The following is a 3514-nucleotide window of genomic DNA, read 5'->3' on the forward strand; positions in this document are numbered from 1 at the left end:
TCCCGTCCGACTGGTCGGTGCTCTGGCAGGTGGGCCCATCGGATGTCTCCGACCTGGGTATCGACACGGTGGTCAGCCTGCCGAACGAGCAGTTGCGCGCCGAGATCGCCGCCGCCGACCTGGTGATCTCGCACGCCGGCACGGGGTCGATCCTCACGGCGCTGCAACTCGGCAAGCGCCCGATCGTCGTGCCCCGCCGCGCCGCCCACGGCGAGCACGTCGACGGCCACCAGGATGACCTCGCCGCCTACGTCGCGAGCGAGGGCCTCGCCCTGGTGCGCGAGGCCGACGCGATCACCCTCGACGACCTTCTCGAGAGTCTTCAGTGGCGGGTCACCTCGGTCGGCGACCCCGAGCCCGTGCAGCTGGCGTGACCGTCATGCGCGTGCTGCATGTCACGGAGGCACTCGGCGGCGGCGTGCAGTCGGCGATCGCCAACTACATCGACCACCTGCCCGAAATCGAGCACGCGGTGTACTCCCGTGCGCGAGATGGGCAATCGACCTACTCCTGGTCGGGACCCGTCGCCCACGAGCGCTACGAGGGCGGCCTGGCCGGCTTCTTCGTGCGGCTCGTGCGCAAGGTGCAGCAGGAGCGGCCCGACATCGTGCATCTGCACTCCAGCTTCGCGGGGGCGGCGCGGGCGGTGCTGCCACCCGGCACCGCCGTCGTGTACTCGCCGCACTGCTATGCGACGGAGCGCCGCGACCTCGGCGCTATGAGGCGGGCGGGGTTCGCCGCGATCGAGTGGCTGCTGGCCCGTCGTACGCGCGCCGTCGTCGCGGTGAGCCCGCGCGAAGCGGAACTGAGTCGTCGATTGAGTGCCCGGGTGCCCGTCGTCGTTGCGCTCAACCCGGCGCCGTTCGCCGCACCTGCCGCGCGGGCTCCGGCGGCTGATCCCGCCGAGGTCGTGATGGTCGGCCGGATCTCGCCGCAGAAGGATCCGGGGTTGTTCGCGGCCGTCGCGGCCTCGACGCGGGACGCGCCGTGGCGGTACGTCTGGATCGGGGACGGCGATCCGGATGCCCGCCGGGAGCTCCTGCGCGCGGGCGTCGAGGTGACCGGCTGGACGCCGCCCGACAAGGCCGCCCAGCGGGTTGCGGGTGCGCGGCTGTACCTACACTCCGCCGCCTGGGAGGGCGGCCCGCTCTCGACGATAGAAGCAGCCACGCTCAGCACGCCCGTGCTCTCCCGCGACATCCCGAGCATGCGCTCGCTCGGGTACGAACTCGCGGGCGAGCGACCCGCCCAGCTCGCTGGCGCCATCGCCCGGTTCTTCAGTGAGCCGGCGTACGCCGCGCACGTGGCACAACGCACGACCGCGGTCGCCGTCGCTTCCAGTCCGTCAGCGATGACGGCAGCTGTGCGCGATGCCTACGGGAAAGCGTTCGCCATCGGATTGGCCCGCGTCCCTTCGTGAAACCGCGGTTCTGTTCGCGGCGTGGCATACGAGAAGTGAGGGTTTGCGGCTTGTGAAAGTGACCTCCACGTCGTCATCAGACAGCTCTGAGCCGACTCCGGACAACTGCGAAGTTCAGAGCTGCACCGACCAGGGCGACAAGCACTGACCCCAGGATGGTTACCGTGTCGGACCCACCGAATGTCAGCAGCCCCCACAACGCAAGAGCGGCACTCCAACCGAGCAGCGCAGCGGCGAGATCGACATTTGCTGCTCCCCCCCAGCGGCGACGACGGCTACGCGAAAGCGGGAGCGAGCGCCTCACGCGGGCGCCCGAGGGCGCGGTAGCGCCATCCCGCTGCGCGCCACGCGGCGGAATCGAGGCAGTTGCGCCCGTCGATCACGTTCAGCTGCGAAACCAGACCCGCGACCACGGCTGGCTCGAGCTCGCGGTACTCGTCCCATTCGGTGAGCACCATGACGGCATCCGCGTCTCGCACGGCCTCGGCGATCGTTGCGACGTAACTCAACTCCGGGAATCGGTGACGCGAGTTCTCGATCGCGCGCGGGTCGTGGCACAGCACTGCCGCTCCCTGAAGCGAGAGCTGCGCAGCGACGTTGAGGGCGGGCGAGTCGCGCACATCGTCGGAGTCGGGCTTGAACGCCAGGCCGAGCACGGCGATCTTGCGGCCGAGCACCGAGCCGCCGAGGGCTTCGCGGGCGAGGTCGACGGCGCGGGACCGGCGGCGCATGTTGATCTGGTCGACCTCGCGCAGGAAGGTGAGGGCTTGGTCGGCGCCGAGCTCCCCGGCACGGGCCATGAACGCCCGGATGTCTTTCGGCAGACAGCCGCCGCCGAAGCCGAGGCCGGCGTTGAGGAACCGGCGGCCGATGCGGGCATCGTGACCGATGGCATCCGCCAGCTGGGTCACGTCGGCACCCGCCGCTTCGCACACCTCGGCCATCGCGTTGATGAACGAGATCTTCGTGGCGAGGAACGCGTTCGCGGCCGACTTCACGAGTTCGGCTGTCTCGAGATCGGTGGCGACGACGGGGGTGCCGTCGGCGATCGTGGCGGCGTAGACCTCGTCGAGAGTCGCCCGCACGGTCTCGGCCGCGGCCGCGTCGTCGGGCAGGCCGTAGACCAGCCGGTCGGGATGCAGGGTGTCTTCAATCGCGAAACCCTCGCGCAGGAACTCGGGGTTCCACGCGACGAGCGCGCCGGTGCCCTCAAGCCGCGCGCCGAGCGCCCGGGCGGTGCCGACCGGAACCGTCGACTTGCCCACCACGAGATCGCCCGGCGTGAGCACGGGGGCGAGGGCATCCACGGCGGCGTGCACGTAGCGCAAGTCGGCGGCGAGCGCCCCCGGCTGCTGCGGCGTACCGACGGCGACGAAGTGCACGGCGTTGCCGCGGGCTTCGCTGATGTCGGTCGTGAACCGCAGGCGTCCGGTCGCGAGGGCGCGATCGAGCAACTCGGGCAGGCCCGGCTCGAAGAACGGCGCGAGACCATTGGCGAGCGCCGCGATCTTCGCCTCATCGACATCGACGCCGACGACGTCGTGGCCGAGTTCGGCCATGCTCGCCGCGTGCACCGCTCCGAGGTAGCCGCATCCGATCACCGTCATGCGCATGTGAGTCTCCTGGTCTTTGCCGAGCCTGGCAGTACTGAGTTACGAGCGAGCAAACGCACGGTCAATACGCGCCGTCTCTTCCGACGACCGCCTGCGCGGTGCGGAACAGAATCGCGAGGTCGCCGGTGAGCGTCCAGTTCTCGACGTAGTAGAGATCGAGCCGCACGCTCTCCTCCCAGGAGAGGTTGCTGCGCCCGTTCACCTGCCAGAGCCCCGTGATGCCGGGCTTCACCAGGAACCGGCGATGCACGTGGTGTTCGTACTCTTCGACCTCAGCGGCGAGCGGCGGCCGCGGCCCGATAAGCGACATCTCGCCGAGCAGCACGTTGAACAGCTGCGGCAGCTCGTCGAGGCTGTAACGACGCAGGAACCGTCCCACCGGGGTCACCCGCGGGTCGTTGCGCATCTTGAACAACACGTCGTTGCCGGCATCCGCGAGCGCCCGCAGCTGTTCAACGTGCTGCTCGGCGAGATGTCGCTT

General features: G+C 69.8%; 4 protein-coding genes. 2 read left to right on the forward strand and 2 right to left on the reverse strand.

Annotated features, from left to right (window positions below; genetic code table 11):
• A partial coding sequence (locus tag RMO30_RS02750) for a glycosyltransferase (RefSeq protein ID WP_309709199.1) occupies nucleotides 1-374 on the forward strand: 374 nt, incomplete at its 5' end.
• A gap of 5 nt (nucleotides 375-379) precedes the next feature.
• Nucleotides 380-1420, forward strand: a complete 1041-nt coding sequence (locus RMO30_RS02755) for a glycosyltransferase (RefSeq protein WP_309709201.1) — start codon at nucleotides 380-382, stop codon at nucleotides 1418-1420.
• Nucleotides 1421-1695: 275 nt separating this feature from the next.
• Here the strand turns inward: RMO30_RS02755 and RMO30_RS02760 are convergent, their stop codons facing one another.
• Together RMO30_RS02760 and RMO30_RS02765 are read right to left on the reverse strand one after the other, a co-directional pair.
• Nucleotides 1696-3033: a UDP-glucose/GDP-mannose dehydrogenase family protein gene (locus tag RMO30_RS02760; protein WP_309709203.1), complete on the reverse strand. Its 1338-nt coding sequence runs from the start codon at nucleotides 3031-3033 to the stop codon at nucleotides 1696-1698.
• A 61-nt stretch (nucleotides 3034-3094) separates the two neighbouring features.
• A partial coding sequence (locus RMO30_RS02765; RefSeq protein WP_309709205.1) for a sugar transferase occupies nucleotides 3095-3514 on the reverse strand: 420 nt, incomplete at its 5' end.

This window comes from Pseudolysinimonas sp. (assembly GCF_031389465.1).
In the GTDB taxonomy this organism is placed as follows: Bacteria; Actinomycetota; Actinomycetes; order Actinomycetales; family Microbacteriaceae; genus Pseudolysinimonas_A.

Excerpts from the sequence above, each read along its gene's own strand:
- RMO30_RS02755 (WP_309709201.1), top strand. The coding sequence starts at position 380 with ATGCGCGTGCTGCATGTCACGGAGGCACTCGGCGGCGGCGTGCAGTCG.
- RMO30_RS02760 (WP_309709203.1), bottom strand. The coding sequence starts at position 3,033 with ATGCGCATGACGGTGATCGGATGCGGCTACCTCGGAGCGGTGCACGCG.